Annotated in this window: 16 protein-coding genes; 6 read left to right on the plus strand and 10 right to left on the minus strand. The window is 36.2% G+C overall.

The genetic code is table 11. The features are described 5' to 3' along the window. Positions 1–32: 32 nt before the first annotated feature. Positions 33–974 (minus strand): type VI secretion system baseplate subunit TssG, encoded by a 942-nt coding sequence (locus tag ACMA47_RS13490; RefSeq protein WP_413930186.1) that lies wholly within the window; start codon positions 972–974, stop codon positions 33–35. A gap of 445 nt (positions 975–1,419) precedes the next feature. Between ACMA47_RS13490 and ACMA47_RS13495 the strand changes: the two genes are divergently transcribed. The 6 genes from ACMA47_RS13495 (at position 1,420) to ACMA47_RS13520 (ending at position 8,044) form a co-directional block, all read left to right on the plus strand. Beyond that, positions 1,420–2,211, plus strand: a complete 792-nt coding sequence (locus ACMA47_RS13495) for a S1/P1 nuclease (protein WP_034697813.1) — start codon at positions 1,420–1,422, stop codon at positions 2,209–2,211. 352 nt (positions 2,212–2,563) lie between these two features. Further along, entirely contained in the window at positions 2,564–3,430 is an 867-nt protein-coding gene (locus ACMA47_RS13500) for an RNA polymerase sigma factor RpoD/SigA (protein WP_002979276.1), read from the plus strand. A 186-nt stretch (positions 3,431–3,616) separates the two neighbouring features. Next, positions 3,617–4,225 (plus strand): hypothetical protein, encoded by a 609-nt coding sequence (locus ACMA47_RS13505; protein WP_413930187.1) that lies wholly within the window; start codon positions 3,617–3,619, stop codon positions 4,223–4,225. Between the two features lie 15 nt (positions 4,226–4,240). Further along, positions 4,241–4,741: a GNAT family N-acetyltransferase gene (locus ACMA47_RS13510; protein WP_413930188.1), complete on the plus strand. Its 501-nt coding sequence runs from the start codon at positions 4,241–4,243 to the stop codon at positions 4,739–4,741. Between the two features lie 78 nt (positions 4,742–4,819). Next, complete coding sequence (locus ACMA47_RS13515; RefSeq protein WP_413930189.1) at positions 4,820–5,938, plus strand: FAD-dependent monooxygenase; 1,119 nt, start codon at positions 4,820–4,822, stop codon at positions 5,936–5,938. A 72-nt stretch (positions 5,939–6,010) separates the two neighbouring features. Then, entirely contained in the window at positions 6,011–8,044 is a 2,034-nt protein-coding gene (locus ACMA47_RS13520; protein WP_413930190.1) for a S9 family peptidase, read from the plus strand. A gap of 205 nt (positions 8,045–8,249) precedes the next feature. Here ACMA47_RS13520 and ACMA47_RS13525 read toward each other — a convergent pair whose 3' ends face one another. The 9 genes from ACMA47_RS13525 to ACMA47_RS13565 form a co-directional block, all read right to left on the minus strand. After that, positions 8,250–8,714 carry a hypothetical protein gene (locus tag ACMA47_RS13525; protein WP_413930191.1) on the minus strand — a complete coding sequence of 155 codons (465 nt, stop codon included), beginning with the start codon at positions 8,712–8,714 and terminating at the stop codon, positions 8,250–8,252. A gap of 76 nt (positions 8,715–8,790) precedes the next feature. Next, the gene (locus ACMA47_RS13530; RefSeq protein ID WP_413930192.1) at positions 8,791–11,448 is read right to left on the minus strand and encodes a multicopper oxidase domain-containing protein; all 2,658 of its coding nucleotides are present in this window, start codon (positions 11,446–11,448) and stop codon (positions 8,791–8,793) included. Between the two features lie 89 nt (positions 11,449–11,537). Next, positions 11,538–12,011, minus strand: coding sequence for a DUF3347 domain-containing protein (locus ACMA47_RS13535; RefSeq protein ID WP_034697788.1), 474 nt, complete (start codon positions 12,009–12,011; stop codon positions 11,538–11,540). Positions 12,012–12,128: 117 nt separating this feature from the next. Continuing rightward, positions 12,129–12,509 (minus strand): HYC_CC_PP family protein, encoded by a 381-nt coding sequence (locus tag ACMA47_RS13540; protein ID WP_413930193.1) that lies wholly within the window; start codon positions 12,507–12,509, stop codon positions 12,129–12,131. 141 nt (positions 12,510–12,650) lie between these two features. Further along, the gene (locus tag ACMA47_RS13545; RefSeq protein ID WP_413930194.1) at positions 12,651–14,888 is read right to left on the minus strand and encodes a TonB-dependent receptor plug domain-containing protein; all 2,238 of its coding nucleotides are present in this window, start codon (positions 14,886–14,888) and stop codon (positions 12,651–12,653) included. Positions 14,889–14,931: 43 nt separating this feature from the next. Continuing rightward, positions 14,932–15,741, minus strand: coding sequence for a 3-deoxy-8-phosphooctulonate synthase (kdsA, locus tag ACMA47_RS13550; RefSeq protein WP_034697782.1), 810 nt, complete (start codon positions 15,739–15,741; stop codon positions 14,932–14,934). 562 nt (positions 15,742–16,303) lie between these two features. Beyond that, positions 16,304–16,831, minus strand: a complete 528-nt coding sequence (locus ACMA47_RS13555) for a DUF1697 domain-containing protein (protein WP_413930195.1) — start codon at positions 16,829–16,831, stop codon at positions 16,304–16,306. Between the two features lie 133 nt (positions 16,832–16,964). Next, positions 16,965–18,458 carry a hypothetical protein gene (locus ACMA47_RS13560; RefSeq protein ID WP_413930196.1) on the minus strand — a complete coding sequence of 498 codons (1,494 nt, stop codon included), beginning with the start codon at positions 18,456–18,458 and terminating at the stop codon, positions 16,965–16,967. A gap of 89 nt (positions 18,459–18,547) precedes the next feature. After that, positions 18,548–22,033 carry a DUF2723 domain-containing protein gene (locus ACMA47_RS13565; protein ID WP_413930197.1) on the minus strand — a complete coding sequence of 1,162 codons (3,486 nt, stop codon included), beginning with the start codon at positions 22,031–22,033 and terminating at the stop codon, positions 18,548–18,550. Positions 22,034–22,193 lie beyond the last annotated feature (160 nt).

The raw sequence follows: 22,193 nt of genomic DNA on the forward strand, positions 1-22,193 counted from the left end.
TTTGTTGGTAGCTGTAAATATAATAAAATAATTTAGAGGAATGTAGAGTATCCAAGGCGGCTGGCATTTCTTTCATCGTCTTCAAGACTGAATGAATATTCCTCTTTTTCTGTGACAAAATTCTCTTCCACATCTACTGTTACAGGAAGAAAATAATCATACAGTGCCTGAAGCACATTTCTGAACGGACTTCCCGGAATATACTTCTTCATATCCCCATAAGGAATAGGGCCAATATTTACGACCCAGTTTCGCTGTCCATCCATATGAGGCCCGCTTGGAATATAGGTGACTCCCAATCGTGAATTTCCCAATAACATGGAATCATCATTTTTTTCAATTCCGTCAATAATATTAGGGGAAAAAGTAACTTGTACCTGTACCTGCAGAAAAGCAGTCATGCATCTTTCAAACCATCTTTTATCTCCTCTGATCTGATGGAAAAAAGGTAAAATATGCATAAAAATATAAGCACTCTGCTTATCCAGCATTTTGATCATAGGCCAAAGCTCACTTACTGTTTCCAGTAAAGAATCGGTGCTGCTGGTGATATCAAATTCTGATTCTTTAAGCAAAGCACTGATTTCCGTAAAGAATACTTCCAGCTCAAAAGGTCGGAAAAATTTACGGGCATCATCTTCTACCCTTTTCTGTTTCCGGATTTCCCTTACCACTGTATCTACATTCTTTCTGGAAGCTCCCAGAGACGGTGGATGGAACAAGCCTTCCGGAAGGTAGTCATAAATACCTTCTCTGTAACTCTCTATGGTAAAGACTTCCTCATCAAATCCTAAATAACTGCTTGAAATACTTTTAATATCCTTCAGGTAAGCACGGTCGTTCACGCCGACACGCTCAATGAATATATTGCTTACCGCACGGTGGTATTTCAAGAGGTTTACAGCCACAGCTTCAGCCTTAAAGTCTGTCTGCAGCTTATTGTAATGCATATCTACAATATTATTCTCATACATAGTGTTTCCTCTGATTATGACTTGTAAAGATAATATATCTCATAAGTTTGAAAAAATATTTTTACAACAATTTTATTCTAAAAGTAGTAATTTATTGACATTAATAGGAATAATTTTCTACAAATTCCGTGAAAATACGGTAAATAGCCTATTTATTTGTTTTTTAGAATTTAAAATTAACTATTCAGAACCAATTGTTTAGAGTGTGAGGTTCAAGGTTTAAAGTTTAAAGTTATGGGGTTAAGGTTTTACTTTAGGTCTATATAGTATATGAAGAGTTTTATGCCTTTATCTTCAATGCTTTCTATTCTTTTCAAACCTAAGATTATTAGATATTTATTTACATTAAATTTTATTAACATCATCTTATGGAATAAATTCAGGATTATGTATGCTCATTCCGAAAGTGGGCCGTATCTTTGCAGACTGAAAATTGTTATTTAAAATGAAAAGTATTTATTCTAAAATTCTGATTTTAGCATTCATGGCCTCTTCACTTTATTCTTATGCGTGGGGATTAACGGGACACAGGGTGATTGCAGATATTGCACAGAACCACCTTTCCCGTAAAGCAAGAAGAGAGATTAAAAAGATCATGGGAAAAGAACGTCTGGCTTACTGGGCGAACTGGCCGGATTTCATCAAATCTGATACAACAGGTGCATGGAAGCAGGCTTCAGCATGGCATTATGTAAACATTGATCCGATGACTGATTTTAAAGCTTTTGAACAAAATTTAAAAGCACAGGCAGGACCAAGCCTTTATACACAGGTAAATACATTGTCAAGCCAGATCAAAGACAAAAACACTTCTGAAAAAGACAGAAAAATTGCTTTAATCTTCCTTATCCACATTATGGGAGATCTTGCACAGCCACTTCACGTAGGAAGAGCTGAAGATTTGGGCGGAAACAAAATCAACGTTACCTATTTCGGGGAAAAAACCAATTTACACTCTGTTTGGGATGGGAAATTAGTAGATTCTCAAAAATACAGCTACACTGAATATTCTAAGCTTTTAGATATCAAATCTAAAGAAGAAGTAGCACAGATCCAATCCGGAACACTGGAAGACTGGTTATATGATTCTCATAAAATCGCCAACAAGATCTATGCACAGACTCCAAATGATTCTAAGCTATCTTACGACTATCAGTATAAATTCAACGAAACAATGGAAAGACAATTGTTGTACGGAGGATTGAGACTGGCAAAAGTATTGAATGAGCTTTTCTAAGTAGAATTTCGAGTTGCGAGTTACGGGTTTTAACCCAATACAATTTAAAATATAACTCTTAGAGATAAAAACGGGACTTCGGTTTCGTTTTTTTTGTTCAAAATTCAGAGTTTAAAGTTTAAGGAATTTACAGGATTTTTAAATAAATACTAGTAATTTTATTATTATTTCAATTTTATTTCTCAGACGAAAAACAAGCACAAAACATTAAATATCAATCAATTAAACTCATACCGCAAATACATTAATACATTTTACTTTATACATTGTACAAAAAATACTGAACCTTGTGTAACCTTTTTACCTTTTCATACGTATATATTATAGTAACTCTTTTTTGAGGATAAAATAAATGAGACAATTAAAAATCACTAAGCAGGTTACCAACAGGGAAACTGCTTCATTAGACAAGTATTTGCAGGAAATTGGTAAAGTGGAACTGATCACTGCGGACGAGGAAGTAGAATTGGCACAAAGAATACGTGCAGGTGACAGAGCCGCACTTGAGAAATTAATCAAAGCCAACCTTCGTTTCGTAGTATCTGTATCTAAGCAATACCAAAATCAAGGTCTTTCTTTACCCGATTTGATTAATGAAGGTAACTTAGGATTAATGAAAGCGGCAAAAAGGTACGATGAAACTAGAGGTTTCAAATTTATCTCTTATGCAGTATGGTGGATCCGTCAATCAATCTTACAGGCATTGGCTGAACAGTCAAGAATTGTAAGATTACCATTGAACAAGATTGGGTCTATCAACAAAATCAATAAAGCATACGCTCACCTTGAGCAGGAAAATGAAAGACCACCTTCTCCGGAAGAATTGGCTGAAGTTCTTGACATGAGCGAGGAAGATATTAAAGAATCTATGAAAAACTCCGGAAGACACCTGTCTATGGATGCACCTTTAGTAGAAGGTGAAGATTCTAATCTTTATGATGTATTACGTTCAGGAGAATCTCCAAGTCCTGATAAAGATCTGATGCTGGAATCTCTACAAATTGAGATTGAAAGAGCATTGAATACTTTGACGCCAAGAGAGGCTGATCTGGTAAGATTGTACTTCGGACTGAACGGAAAACACCCAATGACTTTAGAGGAAATTGGTGAAACTTTCGATCTTACAAGAGAGAGAGTTCGTCAGATCAAAGAAAAAGCAATTAAGAGACTAAAACACAATACCAGAAGCAAGATTCTTAAATCTTACCTGGGTAAATAATTTTAGCGTAAAAAATTTTATAGGCGGAGTCTGTTTTCAGGCTCCGTTTTTTTATGGATGTAACATTTTTCAAACTTTGTTCAACTAATTAAAATCATATCCTTTAATCACTTGCGTTAGAATTGAAATGATTAATTTTAGTTGCTTTGGATATGATGCTGATTTTCAACCAAAACAAAACATACTATGAAAAAAATACTTTTCGCCTCTATTCTGGCCTTATCTCTACTTTCCTGCAGCGAAAACAAATCGAAGCAGGCTCCTGTGCTAGAAAACGCCGTTGACAATGCTAAATCTTCAGTTTCAGGAGCTATTAAAAAAAATACCCGATACTCCTCACGTGAAGGAAATCTTGTTCATGAAATCTATCAGGAGTTGATAAAAAATGATAAAACTTTACAGGATCTTGACACAAGGATAGACAATATTCAAAAGGAAGCTGAAACCTCCATTTCGGAATATGATGATATTATCGGTAAATCGGAAACATATTATAATGATGCAACGACACTATCAAATTCGGTAACCGATTCTGCTACAAAGAAACAAATTGAAAAAGAGATAAAAGCAAGCGCTGAAAAATATGATCTAAAAACACAAACAATCAGAGACCTCATCGCCAAAATAAAAGCAAACAGGACCACACTTCATGATCAATACCTTGTATTCAAAATCAGAAAAACACTTCCTGAAATTGAAAAATATCAAAAGGCTCACCCTCTGAAAACAGATAGTCTCAATCAATTTATCAATAAGCAGAATCAACTTCTGGAAGAATTGAAAAAGTTAAAATAAAAACCATTACACCTCATGAAATATACTACCCAATGGCTTACCGATAAAAGCCGAGTAAAAGATCTCGTAGACTTTTTTATTACCCACAAAACAGATTCTTATATTTCTCATGGCGAAATGATGTCCGGCAGAGCCATAGATTCTCACCATTGGAATCCTGATCTTGAACTGATCCTGACAGAACAGCTGATCACCGATTTTAATTCTGACGGGAGTTCCAAACTGAATATTCTGATTGCAGAAAATGAAAACAGTGAAATTGTCGGTATGATGGTTTTCAATGTCATCAACAGTCCTTTTAAAAAATACGCAATTCTGGAGGATATGCTCCTGGACCAGTCTGTGAGAGGTCAATCCCTGGGAAGTACCCTTTTGGAGAAAGCCATTCATGAATCTAAAAACTGGAATATCAGTTTCATTTTGCTAGAAAGCGGAGTCAATAATCATGGTGCTCACAACTTTTTCAGCCGATATGGTTTTAAAAAGGTATCGGAGAGTTATATTTTAACGCTATAAGTTATCATTTGACTTTCATAAAATGATACACCCATAAGAATCTTTCACCTCTTTACGTTTTAAATAAAACTAAGCCTTATGAATACCATTTCAATCATTGGAGCAGGAATCGGAGGACTTACCCTCGGAAATGTACTGAAACAGCATCAGTATGATTTTACGATCTATGAATCTGCTCCCGAAATAAAACCTGTAGGAGCTGGAATTATGATGGCCGTCAATGCCATGCAGGTTTTCGATCGTTTAGGTTTAAAAGAAAAGATTGAAAATGCAGGTAATAAAGTTCATAGAATCGTTATCGCTAACGAATCATTACAAACCATCTCCAAAACAGAAATTCTGGAACTGGAAACGCAGTACAATTCCTGTAACGTTGCCATTCACCGAGCTGAGCTTCAGAAAATCCTGGCTGAAAATTTAAACCCAAATTCTATACAGCTCAACCATTCCTTACAAAAAATAAGAAAAGAGGAAAACTATATTTTAGATTTTGACAATGGAAATCAGATTGAAAGTACAATCGTTTTTGGTGCAGACGGCATAAAATCTCCTATCCGTAATCATATCCTGAAAACCGGTACTATACGAAATTCCGGACAGAAATGCTGGCGTGGTCTGGTAGATTTTGATCTTCCTGAAAAACACCATCAGGAAGCTTTTGAAATGTGGGGCAAAGGAAAACGTTTCGGCTTTGTTAAAATTTCTGATAAAAAGGTGTACTGGTATGCCTGTGTCAATGAAAAAAGCTTCGGGAGATATCTTGAAATTGCAGAGATTTTTAATGATTTTGATCCTTTGGTCTTACAACTTATTGAAGCTACAGCAAACGAAGATATTATTTGTAATACAATTTCCGACCTCGCTCCTATCCCTCAATGGTATTCTGAAAATCTATGCCTGATTGGGGATGCAGCCCACGCTACAACTCCCAATATGGGACAAGGTGCCTGCCAGGCCATTGAAGATGCTTATATCATTGGAAAATTGCTGGAAAGTCATCAGGATTTCAATGCTATTTTCAAAAAGTTTCAAAGTACCAGAAGAAAAAAGGTTGATTATATCGTTAATACAAGCCGTACCATCGGAAAGGTTTCTCAATGGGAAAAAGGAAATTCAATCCGGAATTTTCTGATGGGCTTACTACCGGAAAGTATGAATCAGAAAATGGCAAAAAAAATCATAGAACTGGAAATGTAAGTCATTATTGTTAGAATCGATAAAAATTAAAAAATCATAACAATTTATTAATAACAACTAAAACTTAAAAACATGAAAAAAATCTTTTATGTATTGCTCCTGCTCATAGGAGTACATACAGCACGAGCACAGGAAGTCCCGGTACTGGACCGAGGTTTATTCTTTGGTAACCCGGAAATTGCCGGAGGACAATTGAGTCCGGATGGGAAATGGATTTCCTTTACAAAAGAATATGAGGGGATTATGAATATCTGGGTAAAAAAAATTGATGAGCCTTTTGAGAAAGCACGTCCTTTAACAAACAGCAAACGCCCGTTGAATGGATATTTCTGGACAGAAGACGGAAAATATATCCTGTATGTAAAAGATAATAACGGAGATGAAAACATGAATATTTTTGCAGTAGATCCTATGGCAAAAGTAACAAAAGGAGTTCCGGAATCAAGGAATATAACACCGCTTAAAGATGTAACAGCAAATATCTACGTGGCAAGCAGAAAAGATCCTGATTTACTGATGATTGGATTGAATAACCGTGATAAAGCATGGCACGATTTATATTCACTGAAAATTTCTACAGGAGAACTGAAAAAGATTTACGAAAATACAGACCGTATTACAAGCTATGAATTTGACTGGGATGAAAAATTGAGAGTTCTTTCCAAAACGGATGATAAGGGAACCACACAGTTTTTTTATAAAGAAGGTGATAAACTGACTCCTATTTACGAAACACTGGTTACAGAAAGTGCTTATATCTCCAACTGGAACGAAGACAATTCTAAGTTTTATCTGGTAACCAATAAAGGAGATCTGGATAAATCTGCACTATTCCTGATGGATCCGAAAACAAAACAGATTACAAAAATAGAAAGTGATCCTAAAGATAAAGTAGATTTTGGAGGACTGTTTTTAGACAGAAATACAAGAAAAATGATCTACACTTCTTACACTGGAGATAAAACAGAATATTACTGGAAAGATAAAGCGTGGGAAGCTAATTATAAATTCCTACAAAGCAAATTCCCAGGAAGAGAGGTTAGTTTTGCAAGTTCTACCAATGATTATTCTAAGTTTCTGGTTTCTGTAGGAGGAGATAAATATGCTTCAGAAGCGTATTTCTTTGATGCAAAGACAAAACAGCTGATATTCCAGTATACGCCAAGAACAGAACTGAAAAAAGTTGAAAAGTATTTGGCAGCAATGACTCCTATCAGCTATAAAAGCAGTGACGGACTTGAAATTCCGGCTTACCTGACTTTACCTGTAGGTTCTTCTGGCAAGAATGTTCCTGTAGTGGTGTTGGTTCACGGAGGCCCGAAAGGTCCAAGAGATTATTGGGGATATAACTCAACCGTACAATTTTTAGCCAACAGAGGATATGCCGTGCTTCAGCCTAACTTCAGAGCAAGTGGCGGTTATGGTAAAAAGTTCCAGAATGGTGGAGATCTTCAATGGGGAAAACTGATGCAGGATGACATTACCTGGGGCGTAAAATATCTGATCGATCAGGGAATTGCAGATAAAAATAAAGTAGTCATCATGGGAGGAAGCTACGGTGGCTATGCAACACTGGCAGGTCTGGCTTTCACTCCGGATGTATATGCTGCAGGAGTAGATATCGTAGGACCAAGTAACCTATTTACCTTGCTGGATTCTGTTCCTGCTTACTGGGAAGCTGCCCGTGCTTTCCTTTATGGTATGGTAGGTGATCCTAAAACTGAGGAAGGTAAAAAACGCATGCATGATGCAAGCCCACTATTCAGTGTAGATAAAATCAACAAACCTTTACTGATTGTTCAGGGAGCTAATGATCCAAGAGTAAAGCAGGCTGAAGCAGATCAGATTGTCATCGCGCTTCGTGATAAAGGTAAAAAGGTTAATTATATCCTGGCTGATGATGAAGGTCATGGATTCCGTAAACCTGTAAACAGCATGGCGATGTATGCTGAAACCGAAAAATTCCTTGCAGAAGTAATCGGAGGTAGATATCAGAAAGAAATGCCTGAGAATGTGGCAAAACGTCTGAAAGAAATGACGGTTGATATTTCGAAAGTTACTTATACACCAGCAAAGACCGAAAAAGCCGTAGGAGCTTCTAAATAAAAGCATTTGCATTAATTATATAAAGCCATCTCGTGAAAATGAGGTGGCTTTTTATTTTTAAAACAATAAGCTTATAGCTTAAATGGTAGTCAAATGTCAATTAAATCTAACCCTATTCCTTATAATCCAATAGAATTGGAATAACCCTAAAGAATAAATCGTCTCAAAATATGTTAGGAGACGATTTTATTTTTATTTTAATAGTTTAAAGGTTTTCATGATTGGTCCATTCTACAAATGTATCGGTCCCGTCTATTTTACCATTAAATACTCCCTTTGCCTTCACAGTAGGTTGATTAGCTTTCAAATAATGATCAAAAACAAAGTGATTTTGATAATTCTGCTCAGCTTTTAACCATTCCTCAGTATCAACATCTGCTTTCATTAAAAAATCAAAAGAGTGATTTTTTCTTTGCTTTGCGTATTCTACCTGATGTGGCACTTTTGTCTGGTTATAAGTTCTCAGCCAGTACAACCAATAATTCCAGATTTCAAGACCAAGAGTAAAAATATCTTCTGACAATGGTGTTAAAAGGTATTCATTAGTCCAGTCATCTTCTGCCTCAGAAAAGATATTTATATAATAACAAGGTTTGCCATTATAATCAGCTATTCCCTCAAGAACATTCATATCCCAATAATTATCTACACTATATACTTTTTCTTTCATAATATTTCCGAAGTAAAGCTAAAGATATAACTTTTATCCCATAAAAAAACGCCTCACAAATGAGACGTTTTTTATTTTAATAAGTTAAAGTAATACCTGCACCCCAGCCTATTTCTTTATCATAGTTTCCGGAAAGGGATAACCATTTCTGAACAATGTATCGAAGTCCTGTAGAAAACTCTCCATCTGAATTGATGCTAAAGTTTCCTCTCAGTCTTCTGGAAAGCGGTATATCTTCACGGCTAAGCTCCAATAACACTTTTCCGTTTTGATCAACACTTGCGTCAGCAGTAATCAGCATTGGCAACACATACTGCATACCAACAATGAATGCAAATCTATTTTTCGAAGCCTTCTGCTGTCCAAACCAGGTCTTTTTACCATGAAATTCCATTCCGAGATCTTCGGCCATCTGTCTCTCCATGATCTCATGATTTTTCTGAACCCTGATTCCGGCATAAGGCAATGCCCACTGGAATTTTCCTAAGAAACGTCCTACTTTTGCACTTCCTTCAAAATGATCAAAATTCCAGTTGGTATGAAACTCATTCAGGTTAGCCCATCTTGGCCCAAACATCGTCATTGTTTCTGCGTGGATCTTATTACTTGCTAAATCCAGCATTGCCATGGAACTGGTCATTTTATTATCCTGGATAAAGTTTTTCCAGGCCATTTTTCTGTTCGGAAGCTGTGGATTGGGTTTTGAGTTTTCATAACTGAAAATTCTTCCCATTCCTGCCATCATATGGTATAAAATATGACAATGGAAAAACCAGTCGCCATCTTGGTTGGCTGCAAATTCTATTGTTACCGTTTCCATCGGCATGATATCCACTACATTTTTCAATGGAGAATACTCTCCTTTTGAATTAATCAGCCTGAAATCATGACCATGAAGGTGCATCGGGTGACGCATCATGGAATTATTATAGAGTTTAATTCTAAGAACTTCTCCTTTTTTGATCATAATTTTATCCGTCTCTGTTACCGTTTTATTATCCAGCGTCCACAGATAATGGTTCATATTTCCTTCCAGTGTAAACTTCATTTCCCGAATGCTGTCTATAGGAAGAATCGTTTTTTCAGGAGATTTTAAAATATTGTAAGATAGTCTCTTGATTGTTTTCTCTTCCTTCATCTCCATTCCTGAGTGTTGAGAATGATCTTCTTTCTTATCTTCTTTGGTTTTCACTCCCATCATCTCATTGATATGCTTTGCAGTAGTTTTTCTTTGATTTTCAGATAATTCCGGATACATCACTTCGTTCATATCCATCATTTGATTTCCCATTGTCATGTTCATCGGTTTCATATTTCCGCTCATTTCCATCATACCGTTCATCATTTTCATTCCTTCAAAAAGCATCAACCTTGGAAGATTAGGAGCTTCTATCTTTTCACCCGATCCCAGCCAAAGGGAAGCATGTCCTATTCTGTCTTCAGAAGTCGCTCTGAACTCAAAGCTTTTGTTTTCTGGAATCGTAACTTCAATATCATAGGTTTCAGAAACTCCGACAATCAGACGATCAACTTCTACTGGTACCACATCATTACCGTCATTTCCCACTACTTTTATTTTTCCTCCGCCATAATTCAGCCAGAAATAGGTAGATGAACCTCCGTTCGCGACTCTCAACCGTACTTTGTCACCAGCTTTTAAGTTAGAATAATCTGAACTCGGTGTACCATTGATGAGGAATTTATCGTAATACACGTCACTTACATCCATGGCTTCCATTCTTTTCCATTCATTCAGAGCTTTTGTTCCCAGATTTCCGGATTTAATCGCTTCCCAGTAACTTTGTACAGCATTTTTCTTTACCGCATACCAGTCTGTATTGGCCATATGAAGCCTTCTTGCAATCTGCATAGGATCATCATCACTCCAATCTCCCAGTAATACCGGAATATCAGCATTGTATTCTGTTTTGGGTTCTCCTTCTCTTTTTTTGAAAACCAGAATACCATTCATTCCTATCTGTTCCTGAAGCGCTTCGTGAGAATGATACCAGTACGTTCCGTTTTGAGAGATTCTGAATTTATATAAATGGGTTTCTCCAGGTTTTACAGGCTTGGTGGTAAGATAAGGAACTCCGTCCTGTTCGTTGGGAAGAATCACACCGTGCCAGTGCAGTCCTGTATTTTCCTTAAGCATATTATGCAGATAGATCTCGGCCGTGTCTCCTTCCGTAAAATACAACGTCGGAGCCTGAAGTTTACCATTGATTGCAATTGCTCTTCTGTTTTTTCCTGTGAAATTCACAATAGTATCTTTTACATACAGGTCGTAACGAACGGTTTTCCCTCCAAATGTAATTCTCCCGTTTTCAGAGTTTCTTCTTAAAACATAGCCTTCTGATTTCGTTTTATCTGAAAGGGAGTGATCTTCTTTTTCCTCAAGTTCCATCCCGCATTTAGGACATTTTCCCGGTTTGTCTGAAACAACTTCCGGATGCATCGGACATGCATAGGTAATTTGAGAATGGGTTGTATTTATTTTTGTTTCTGAGGATTTTGTTGTTGTCTCTGTTATAGATTTCGCTTCCGGTTTTGCCGCTGCTTTTGACTTTAGGGCAAGAGTTTTCTTCTCCAGAGCCATTCCACATTTGGGACAGTCTCCAGGTTTAGAAGACACCACTTCAGAGTGCATCGGACAAGTATAAACGTTTTTTGTAGTTTGAGCGAAAGTCAATACAGAGAACAAAAGTACCAGAAACATTATCAGCTTTTTCATAATATTTCGAACTTTTTAGAAGTTGCATAGCTTAAAGTAAATTATAATTCAAGCTATGCAACTTATTATTTTAAAGAATAGTACGGCAATTATTTAATTTCCGACTTTACACTTCCACATGTAAGCATAGACTTTCCGTAATATGGATTAACGATCTGTTTTTCATCGCTTAGCCAGCTTCCGTCTGCCATTGGGCAATATTGAACGTAGACTGGTTTTTCAGAAAGTTTGAACTGCTTGGTCAGAGCAATCATATTGTCCGAAAGGTTTAAAAAAGTTTCTCTTTGTGTGGCAATAGTTCTTGCATCCGAAATAGCAGAAGCATCTTTTCTGAGCACATTAAGATTTCCCTCAGAAACTACTTTATAATCAATAACAGAAGCTGTTTTAATAAATTCTGTTGCGGCTTTTGAAGTTTTATCCGCATCATCTGAAGCTAACGCTGATTTGATAGCAATATAATTCTGGTATAGTTTAGAAACCTGAGCATCCTTTTTAGATTGTGCAGATAATGAAACGATTGAGAATAAAGATAAGGCTGCTGTGATGATATATTTTTTCATTGTTTTAAATTTTAGAATTAATTTTTAATAAAGAATAATGGATGACACATCAGTAAATGCGTCAAAACATGTCGCTCATAACAGTATATACTTATACCGGAAACGACTTGACAAATTCTAAATTCTAAAATTACAATGATTGATGTAGATAGGTATCGACCCGTATTCAGGCGGTGCATTAATCTGGATCTGAGTAAATTTGGTGGCAGAAAAAGACTTATCAATAGCGGCAAACTGATGTTTCACCGGTATCTCTGAAACTGCACTTAAGAAATCGACGTTCACATAATCAGATTTCTGGGAATCGTCTACTTTTACGATTTTGATCTCCGTTTTACAGCATCCTTTTTTTTCCTTAACACCACATTTCGCACAGATATCATCTGCTTTCTGGCTGACAGAAACAAATTCTTTCATACAATAATGAATACTGAAAGCTGCTCCGGAAGAAAATCCGAAGTAGAAAACAGAAAACAATATGGCAAGAATCTTTTTCATTGGTAAGACAAAGGTAAAAATATCTCAGAGACCGTTGTTATAAAATTTGGTAATGTTGTTATAAAATTCGGGTAAACAAAAAAGCTTCCGAAAATTCGGAAGCTTTCTGTTCTTTTATTGATATCCTAAAGGATTTTAATTTTATAGTCTGAATTCCAGTTTTACATTAAAGAAACGTCCTGTAAGACGTACCGGAACAGGATACATATAATTGGTATTATAATCTGTAATCCACTGGTTGGCAACAGTATTATTGATATTAAAGGCATTGAAAACCTGAACGCCTAGTGTCAATTCCTCGAAATTACCCCAGAATCCGGATCTCTTATTTTTCTCTTTCGGATCAATAAATACTTTTGTAAGTCCCAGATCCACTCGTTTATAAGAAGGTAGTTTCTGCTGATAATTATAAGCAGAACCAAAATCTGGCTGCCCGTTGCTGTTAAACATTACCGGAGCTCCCGTAGGCAATCCCATAGCATATACTAAAGTAAGGTTCACACGCATAGACGGGAAGCTTGGCATATAATCCTGATAGAACATCGCAAACCTCAACCTCTGATCTGTAGGTCTTGGAATATCTCCTCTTCCATCAATATTCTCATACACCCTTGCGTAACTCGCGGATAGCCAAGAATCTACACCAGGAACAAATTCCCCGAATAATCTTGTATCAATACCATAGGCATATCCTTTGGAATTATTCTGCCCGGAATAACGAATCCTTACATTATCCATATAATAAGGAATCAGATTATCCATTTTCTTATAATAAAGTTCCGTAGTCAGCTTAAATGGTCTGTCATACATCTGAAACTCGTAATCATTAGCAAGAATTACCTGGATAGAGCGTTGTGACTTTATATTGGAGTTAAAATTACCATCCAGATCTTTAATCTCTTTATAAAAAGGAGACTGATAGTAAATACCTCCGGAAATTTTAAACAACATATCGCTTTCCCAATCAGGCTTTATGGCAAACTGAGCTCTTGGAGAGAAAATAGTTTCTTTATTGAAACTCCAGTTGGCCACACGTACTCCCGCATTCACAAATACTTTACTGGCTCCCCAATAGAATTTCTGAGAATACTGCGCATAGGCAGAAAGTCTTGTCGGTTCGATATTATTTTGTCCGGCAATATAATAAGCAAGCTTAAGATCTCCTGTAGTTCCTGTTCTCGGATCAATGACTTCCGGTCTTGGAATGCTATATCCTGCAGAATCTACCAATTTCCATTCATTGGTAAGATCTTTCAGGTTTTCTTTTTCATATTTAAATCCAACCTCAAAGTCTGTATTGACATTGGGAGAGAATTTTGCTCTGAACTGTGTTCCGTATGTTCTTACAAACAAGTCGTTTCTTGCATGTTCTATCTGACCACCCACATCGAAAGACGTTACAGGCTGCTGCGTAACAGGATCAAAAGTCTGCAGTTCGTAAGCTGACTGTATGGTATAATACTCTCTTTCTCTGTTCTGATAAGCAAAAGCATCCAAGGTAAGCTTCCATTTGTCTGCAGGCTTATAGTTCATAGAAAATGTACCCATCATATTTTTATACTGGTCATTTTCCTGTCCTCCATAGCCGATATTTACAGTGATAGGCTGCTGAAGACTTCCGAATGTAACACTTTTCGCTTTAGGAATCATCTGATAGTCATTCTTGGAATAATATCCGATGAATGACATCGTGAATTTATCACTCACATGATAGTTCAGATAAGACTGAAAATCCCAGTACGTCGGGTTAAAATCTGTATCTTCTTTTAAGGTATTAAGAACAAGATTGGTGTTTCTGTATCTTCCGGAAAATAAGGCTGTAAATTTTTTATTTTTGGAAGCCAGGCCTGTTGTCAGCCTACCTCCAATTAAACTTGCCTCTCCTGAAACTTCAAATTTTTCAGGCTCTCGGTAATAGATATTTAAAGCAGAAGACATTTTATCACCATATTTAGCTTCAAATCCTCCTGCAGAGAAATTCACTGCGGAAACCATATCCGGGTTAATGATACTCATCCCTTCCTGCTGAGAGTTTCTGATCAGGAAAGGTCTGTAGATTTCAATATCATTAATGTAGATAAGGTTTTCATCATAGTTTCCACCACGAACCATATATTGTGAAGACAGCTCGGTGTTGGAGTTTACGGAAGGTAATGTTTTAAGCAATCCTTCAATTCCTCCATTAATAGAAGCTACTGATTTCGCTTCTTTCGCTGAAATTCTTACGTTGGTAAGGTCATTGGTTCTTCCTGTTGCTTTTTTCTGGAAGACAACTTCCTCTATATCGGTTACTTTAGTAGTCGCTGTATCTTTTTTCCTTTGTTGGGAGAAAAACAGTACAGGGACCATAAGGCTTAGCGGTAAAACTAGTTTTTTCAAAAGAAATGTTTTAGAATTTCTAAAATTAATGTTTTTTTAACAATTACAAAATCGATTCTCTAATTCTTGTCAATTTTTGTAACAAATCTTCTAATAAATCTAATCTTAACATGTTGGCACCATCAGATAATGCAGTTTCCGGTGTAGGATGCGTTTCGATGAAAATTCCGTCTGCTCCTACTGCAATTCCTGCTTTGGCAACAGTTTCAATAAGATCCGGTCTTCCGCCTGTAACTCCTGAACTTTGGTTAGGTTGTTGTAGAGAGTGTGTAACATCCAAAATAACAGGAGCATATTCTCTCATCGTAGGAATTCCTCTGTAATCTACGATCAGATCTGTATATCCGAAAGAATTTCCTCTTTCAATAATCGCTACTTTCTCGTTATTGGAATCTGTAATTTTCTGAACGGCAAACTTCATCGCTTCCGGAGAAAGGAACTGTCCTTTTTTCAAAGTCACACATTTTCCTGTTTGGGCTGCAGCCACCAATAGATCGGTCTGGCGAACAAGGAATGCAGGAATCTGTAGAACATCTACATATTGTGCTGCTAATGCTGCATGTTCATTTTCATGAATATCTGTTGTGGTAGGAATATTGAACGTCTCTCCTACTTTTCTAAGGATTTCAAGAGATTTTTCTTCACCAATAGTTGTGAAAGAATCTACACGGCTTCTGTTTGCTTTTTTGAAACTTCCTTTGAAAATATAAGGAATATTGTATTTATCGGTAATGCTGATTACTTTTTCAGCGATTCTTAATGCCATATCTTCCCCTTCAATAATACAAGGTCCGGCAATAAGGAAAAAGTTTTTTGAATCTTTGTGCGAAATATTATCTAAATACTGAATCATTTTGTTGTAATTAAAAAGTTCAGTAAAAATACTGAGAAAGTTTCACAAATGGAAATTATTTGATTGCTTTAACAGGCTATGGTTGCAATAGTCTTTGAGTATTTTGTATTCTTGAATTTCCGGTTATTAAATTGATAGATGCTTCGACAGGCTCAGCATGACAACTCTAATACTATCTGTTATATTAACCGTTAAAACTATGACTATGATAATCAATGTAGTAATCAAAAGGCTCTTGAATATATGATTATTAAAGTGGTAGATGCTTCGACAGGCTCAGCATGACAGCTCTAATACTATCTGTTATATTAACATGAAAAATATAATAGCTGATGATTTATCCAAAAAAATATCGGGGTCATGCTTTTTCCAAAGGTAGAATCTGTGTAAATCTGAGGAATCTGTGGGAAACTCTACCATAAATATAGGATAGGTTTTGGCTGAAGCCAATGGCTGTTACTTTTATTGATAAACGGGCTAAAGCCCGTTCCTATTGAATTTCTAAGAAATGTTATGATATGATATAATCGGATAAGCTATATCCGAAGGTGATTCGTATATTTTAATTCATCTTTTTCAGAACCTTCTCAAACGTATTCACATTTCTGCTCGTAAACTGATCTTTAAGACTTTTTTTGCCCAGCACTTTTCCAAAGGTAGAATCCAACGTATTTCCTTTCGGAACCTGCCAGTAAAATATATCATTGATGATTTCAGCTTTCTCATTTTCCACCTGACCTGCTTTCTGAAACTCTTCCATTAAAACGTTTTCAACTCCGGAAATTCCGACAAAACCATAAATATGAAGTTCGTCTTTCTTTTCAAAAGGAATACTGTTCCAGAAAGCCTCGGTTTCTTCCTGAGATTTCACAAACAAAAAGGCTTCATAAGAAAAATGTTCCGACATTGCTTTTTCGAGAATAGTTTTTAATTCTGTCGTATTTTTATCCGAAGAAAAAACAATATTTCCGGAAGCCAGTATTGAACTCACTTCTTTCATACCTGCATCTTTAAAAACCTGGCATACATCTGCCATTTTCATATTGGTTCCTTTTACGTTAACGCCACGGAGAAAAGCACAGTATTTCATTTTTTCAGGTATTAGGTTTTAGATATTAGGTTGCAGTGATTGTTGGGTCGGAGGGTTTGAGAGTATTAGAGTGAAAGAGTTATTATAAAACTTTTTTTTCTCAATTCTTTCAATTTTTAAATATTTCAATCTTTTAATCAACCCTAATGTACAAATTATAGTCTGTTCCGGAAGGTTTTAGGTGGTAAATTTTTTCTAAAATTTTGTTGTCACTTTTTAGATGATCCTTTACTCTGAACTCTTTTAAAAGTCTATAATGAGTTTTATAGTACTCTGAATTGGCATTCTTTTCTTCATATAAATTCTGATAAGAAAGAAGATATTTCGGTTTTCTGTTTTTTACCGTGTTGATCCAGTAATTGACCTTATCTTTTTTAATTTCCTCCTGAATCTGTTTATCAACCAATCCAACCTCATCGATTGTTTTTAATCCTGAAAAATAAGGAACATAACCTGCAGGTTCCAATAAGATCCACTGGTTTTTATCCTTTTCATATTGATTTAAAAAGGTACCAATTGTTCTGCGGTAGTTCCATTCTCCGTTTCCTGTTGCAATACAGTGAACTGTCTGGAAGACAAGCATTGGGAAGATATAGAATATCACAAGTAATGACAGCCATAGGTTTCTCTTCTCTTTCTGTTCAAGTACAAAAATAAGAACGGGAACGAAAAGTAAAAGTTGTGGTACCCAATAATACCAGTCGAACAAGCTTTTCTGAGAAATAAAAATGATTTGTTTTGCCCATCCGAAAAGAAAAATCATCCACAAAAAGTAGTTTCTCCTTTCTCTTTGTCTGATCAGATAAATAAAACAAAGCAATTCAAAAATCAATACTACAATCGTCAGAGGATTGAAATCTCCCGGAACTTTCAACATTCCCCAGAAGTTTCCAAAACTTTTAAAGAAATATCCGATATGCTGCTGGAGGGTAAAATTTTCACTGTAAAGTAGTTTTTTTGCAGTAATGGTATTATTAACCAATTCGCCAAAGTAAAACCAGTTGAAAGCAACTGTAGCTAAGACTCCCAGCGCTCCGCCAAAAATATAATTCCATCTGATTTTTCTGTTCCAGAATAGATCTACAAGAAATACAATTCCCAGAAAGATTACTGTATCAATCCTTGTAAACATGATTAAAACAGGAAGAATTGTCACTACCCATTTTTTCCCTTTATGGAAACCGTAATACAATAATGCCATCTCCAGAAAAAACAGAATTCCGTATTCCATTCCAAGAATTGAAATTTTAATGGAGGGCGGCAAAATCCCGATCAGAAATATAAAGATCGCTTTATGCCATGGATTTTTTAAAACCAAATGAGACAGCAATAAAGTTCCTATGGTAAACAGTAGAGAATTAAAAATCAAAAGAGGTTCAATAAAGTTTTCTTTTCCAAAAACAAGATTGAAAATATAGGATACAAATACATACAGATGAGTGGTAGAGGCAGAAATCTTGGTATCTCCATTGAAGCCAATGACTCCATAATCCAACAGATTCTGAGCAACCCTCCAGGTGATAAATGCATCTTCCTGAATGTAGTGCGTTAATAAAAAAAGAAGCTTAAAAAGAACCGTAGCAATGACGGCATAGATTGGGAATTTGCTATTTTGTGTTTCGGACATTATGTATTTTTACTTTCACAAATATAACCTTAATATTCAGGAATCCCAATAATAAAAAAACGGAACCGAAGTTCCGTTTTAAAGTATTTTTATTTTGTCGCTTTGATAATCGCGTTGGTAATCTGACTTTCCTTTTCTTTTGAATACGTAGAATCATAAGGTTCCATGACATCAAATAAGTACTGGTAGAATGGCGTGATCTGCTGAACATTTTCAGACTCTTTCATCGCCTTATCTCTTCCCATTTCCTGAAGATCTTTGATAAACACATTGAACTTCTTGTCAATCGGCTCTATGGATTTTACCAGATAAGCATATGCTTTTTCCTTCTGTCCGATCTTAGTGTAAGCATCCGTTACTGCAGAAACCACAAGAGAATATTCCATTGGTTTTGTTCTCATCTGTCTTCTCAGGTAGCTTTGATCTGCTTTAGAAAGACTTAAATAATAATCATATTCTTCAAAGATTCCTTTCTTAAGTACCTCAGCAAGCTGAAGACCTTTCTGCTCCTGACCAGCGATAATATATCCTGAAACAATTGAACTTAAAGAACGAGGATCATTATATTTCTCTGCCGGAATTTCTTTCGCTGCAAGATCAAGAATTTCTAATGCTTTAGCTTTCTGTCCGCTTAATGCAAGGGCTGACGCCGCTCTGCTTGCTGACATTCTATAGCTGATGATATTGGAAGTTGCCGTTTCATCAAAATGAGCATTTAAATTCTTAAAGTTCCCCCATCTGAAGTTTTTCACTACGTTGTAAAGAGAATTGGCATCTACTCTTCCCATATCTCCATCCGCTGTCGGAGGCGTTTGGATAGGAATTAATCTGTAGCTGAATCCGTCAAACTGAAGGTAATCGTTCAGATAGAAAATATTCTCACTGTCATAAATACCTCCTGATGAGAAGTTGATCGGACGCTTCCAGTCGAAGTTCGCTAAAAGATCCATCAGAATCAGGTTATTCTTATAAAGCGTATTTCCTTTGTAAGTAATCATAATCTGATTGGCTACGTTTGGAAGATCTTCTTTGTTGATGATTCCTGCTTTTAAAGCATTTTCTTTATTAACAGGAAGGATGAATTTGTTTACCGGAAGGATATTGTATTTTTCAAATTTCTCTTCCCCAAAATACATTTTCAACAATTCATCTTTTTCAGGAGATTTGAATTTAATGAATTCAATTGCTTGCTTCAATGTTAAAGAATCCTGAGTAAGATATTTTCTGAACGACTGGAATTCTGTTTCCGGAGCTCCCTGCTCTTTCAGCATAGAGAAAACACCTTCCCAATCTTCCTTCTTCATCATGTAGATCTGGTCATTTACACCATCTCTATAATCTTCGTGTGTCAATTGGCTAGGGATTCCCATAGCATTGTATGTTCTTCTTTTTACCTGATCCAGGTTCCAGGGAGTTGAAGCAAGGGTAAAGTTCACTACCTTCACATCATCTCTGAACTGTTCTGTCTCCTGAATCGCCCAAACCGGGTAAGTATCGTTATCTCCGTAAACGAAAAGGATATCGTTTTTCGGTAATGATTTTAACACTGAATACGCATAATCATACGCTGTATATCTGTCGCTTCTGTCATGAACATTATAGTTCTGGAAGCCCATCATGAAAGGTACTCCTAATAAAACCACTCCTAAAGCAATGTTAGCTCCGTTTGATTTTATTTTAGACTGTAAGAACCATAAGATGGCTCCTGCTCCTAATCCAATCCAGATGGCAAATGCATAGAATGAACCTACCATTGCATAATCTCTTTCTCTCGGTTCAAAAGGTTTTACACCAGTATAGAAAACAATCCCTACACTTGTTAAAATGAATAAAGATAACAGGGCATAGAATCTTCCAAAGTCTCTGTTCAATTGGAAAAAGAATCCGATCAAACCTAAAATTAATGGAAGGAAGAAGAATTTTACCGTACTTTCATTCTTGAATTTAGCAGGCATTTTATCCTGATTTCCTACAGTAGCATTATCAATGAAAGGAATACCGGAAATCCAGTTTCCTTTTGTGCTTTCCATGTTTCCTTCAAGATCATTTTGTCTTCCTACGAAGTTCCACATCAGATATCTTACAAAGTAATATCCGTTCTGGAAAGTAATAAAGTAATCCATATTCTGAAGTAATGAAGGCTTCTGAACATTGATCAGGTTATAAGGTTTTACTTTCAGATAATCTGAAGCGGTAATGGATTTGTCTTCATATTTAGCTCTCAGCTCATCAAAGATCTGCTTAGCCTGCGGATTGTCTGCCACATCTTCATTCGCATAGTTGAATGTAAAATCAGGAGCACCATACATAGAAATATAGTTCGCCATTACATCCTTATCCTCATTAAACATTCTTGGCATTAAGCTCACCTGAGACTTGTTGAATACATAATTGAAACGGTCTCCGGTTTTTCTGTATGTTCCGGTTTTTTCGTCTTTTTCGTAGATTTCTCCGGTTTTTTGGGTCTTAAAGCTTCCGTCTTCATTCTTTTCAATTCCGTTAGCATCAAGGAACGCCGTATAGTTTTGTCCGTAGATTGTTGGCCAGTCACCATACTGCTCTCTGTTATAATAATCCAGCATACCAATTGCTGTATCCGGATCATTAAGGTTCATTGGCGGATTCGCATTTGCTCTGATAGGAATAACCATCCAGCAAGAGAACCCGATCATCATGAAAACTACAGATAATGCAGCCGTCTGGTAGATATTTCTTTTTGCTTTTCTTGCATATTTGATTAAGAAATAGCAAATCGCTACCATTAAAATAAACGCTGCAATTGTTCCTGAGTGGAAAGGAAGTCCAAGACCATTTACAAAGAAAATCTCAAGTCTTCCGAACATCGTCATAATTAAAGGGAAGATAATTTTGAAAACGATAATCAAAATTCCCAGTGTAATAAGGTTTGCCCAGATAAAGTTTTTCCAGGTAAACTTATAATTTCTTGCATAGTATACCAGACATACTGCAGGAATTGCAAGCATACACATCATGTGTACTCCCACAGAAAGTCCTAAAACGAAGAAAATAAGAATAATCCATCTTTCACTGTCTCCCGCTTGATACTCATTCTCCCATTTGGTGATTAACCAGACCAAAAGCGCAATGAACATAGAAGCCATAGAGTAAACCTCTCCTTCTACTGCCGAAAACCAGAATGTATCTGAGAACGTAAAGCAAAGTGCTCCTACCGCTCCGGCAAATAAAATAGAGATTTCCTGATGTTTTGTAATTTCTTCAAAATCTTTGTTTAAAAGTCTTCTCACAAAATGGGTGATCGTCCAAAACAAAAATAAAATAGTCAGCGCACTGAACAATGCAGACATCGCGTTGATCACGATAGAATAGTTTTCGCCTTTCCCTAATGCAAAAATGGCTGCCACGGCACCCACTATCTGGAATAAAGCAGCTCCGGGAGCGTGCGTTACTTCAAGTTTTACTGCAGAAGAAATGTACTCGCCACAATCCCAGAAACTGAAATTGGGTTCTATGGTGGACAAGTACGTGAAAAAAGCAACGACGAAAATCACCCATCCTGAAACGGTGTTCCATTGCCTAAAAGTCCAATTTTTCATAGTATTAAATCAATTATGCGAAAATAAGGCTTTTATCTTATTTTATGCGGGTTTTAACAAAATTTAAAAATTTTGGCGTAGTATTTGCGATTATACTCGTGTCAAAACTGAAAATACTAAAATATTTTTTTACAAACTATATCCTAGAAATCAAACAAAA

Origin of the sequence: Chryseobacterium sp. T20 (assembly GCF_047345655.1) — a bacterium.
GTDB lineage: Bacteria > Bacteroidota > Bacteroidia > Flavobacteriales > Weeksellaceae > Chryseobacterium.

Bases quoted from the DNA above. Each gene is read 5' to 3' on its own strand.
- ACMA47_RS13490 (WP_413930186.1), bottom strand. From the start codon at position 974: ATGTATGAGAATAATATTGTAGATATGCATTACAATAAGCTGCAGACA.
- ACMA47_RS13495 (WP_034697813.1), top strand. From the start codon at position 1,420: ATGAAAAGTATTTATTCTAAAATTCTGATTTTAGCATTCATGGCCTCT.
- ACMA47_RS13500 (WP_002979276.1), top strand. From the start codon at position 2,564: ATGAGACAATTAAAAATCACTAAGCAGGTTACCAACAGGGAAACTGCT.
- ACMA47_RS13505 (WP_413930187.1), top strand. From the start codon at position 3,617: ATGAAAAAAATACTTTTCGCCTCTATTCTGGCCTTATCTCTACTTTCC.
- ACMA47_RS13510 (WP_413930188.1), top strand. From the start codon at position 4,241: ATGAAATATACTACCCAATGGCTTACCGATAAAAGCCGAGTAAAAGAT.
- ACMA47_RS13515 (WP_413930189.1), top strand. From the start codon at position 4,820: ATGAATACCATTTCAATCATTGGAGCAGGAATCGGAGGACTTACCCTC.
- ACMA47_RS13520 (WP_413930190.1), top strand. From the start codon at position 6,011: ATGAAAAAAATCTTTTATGTATTGCTCCTGCTCATAGGAGTACATACA.
- ACMA47_RS13525 (WP_413930191.1), bottom strand. From the start codon at position 8,714: ATGAAAGAAAAAGTATATAGTGTAGATAATTATTGGGATATGAATGTT.
- ACMA47_RS13530 (WP_413930192.1), bottom strand. From the start codon at position 11,448: ATGAAAAAGCTGATAATGTTTCTGGTACTTTTGTTCTCTGTATTGACT.
- ACMA47_RS13535 (WP_034697788.1), bottom strand. From the start codon at position 12,011: ATGAAAAAATATATCATCACAGCAGCCTTATCTTTATTCTCAATCGTT.
- ACMA47_RS13540 (WP_413930193.1), bottom strand. From the start codon at position 12,509: ATGAAAAAGATTCTTGCCATATTGTTTTCTGTTTTCTACTTCGGATTT.
- kdsA (WP_034697782.1), bottom strand. From the start codon at position 15,741: ATGATTCAGTATTTAGATAATATTTCGCACAAAGATTCAAAAAACTTT.
- ACMA47_RS13555 (WP_413930195.1), bottom strand. From the start codon at position 16,831: ATGAAATACTGTGCTTTTCTCCGTGGCGTTAACGTAAAAGGAACCAAT.
- ACMA47_RS13560 (WP_413930196.1), bottom strand. From the start codon at position 18,458: ATGTCCGAAACACAAAATAGCAAATTCCCAATCTATGCCGTCATTGCT.
- ACMA47_RS13565 (WP_413930197.1), bottom strand. From the start codon at position 22,033: ATGAAAAATTGGACTTTTAGGCAATGGAACACCGTTTCAGGATGGGTG.